This window comes from Stenotrophomonas sp. STEN147, assembly GCF_056757995.1.
Window position 1 is genome coordinate 1 of the sequence record NZ_JBRRCG010000040.1, and the last position, 540, is coordinate 540.

The window sequence follows — 540 nt, forward strand, 5'->3', positions numbered from 1 at the left end:
CTTGCCACGGTGTGGCCGATGACTGGGGTGAAGTCGTAACAAGGTAGCCGTATCGGAAGGTGCGGCTGGATCACCTCCTTTTGAGCAAAGACAGCATCGTCCTGTCGGGCGTCTTCACAAAGTACCTGCATTCAGAGATTTGCATCGGCCAAGCCGGTGTGAGATGTCCCTTTCTGGGGCCTTAGCTCAGCTGGGAGAGCACCTGCTTTGCAAGCAGGGGGTCGTCGGTTCGATCCCGACAGGCTCCACCAGGGAGTTGGTTATCCGGATCCTTCCGGAAAAGCCCGCACATCCATGTGCGGACTCTCCAGAAAAACTTTCCGGGTCTGTAGCTCAGGTGGTTAGAGCGCACCCCTGATAAGGGTGAGGTCGGTGGTTCGAGTCCTCCCAGACCCACCATTCTCTGAATGACGCATACATTCGATCTTATATACGCATCGGCACTGTGGCCGGTACGTGTTCTTTTAAAACTTGTGACGTAGCGAGCGTTTGAGATGTTCTATCAGACGTGTCGTGAGGCTAAGGCGAGAGACGAAAGTC

2 tRNA genes and 1 rRNA gene are annotated in these 540 nt (G+C 54.8%); all 3 read left to right on the top strand.

Going from position 1 to position 540, the window contains the following annotated elements:
* A 16S ribosomal RNA gene (locus ACVOKU_RS18535) occupies positions 1 to 81 on the top strand; the annotation flags it as partial.
* 94 nt (positions 82 to 175) lie between these two features.
* A tRNA-Ala gene (locus ACVOKU_RS18540) sits at positions 176 to 251 on the top strand.
* A gap of 71 nt (positions 252 to 322) precedes the next feature.
* Positions 323 to 399: transfer RNA gene (locus ACVOKU_RS18545), tRNA-Ile, on the top strand.
* Positions 400 to 540: the final 141 nt, after the last annotated feature.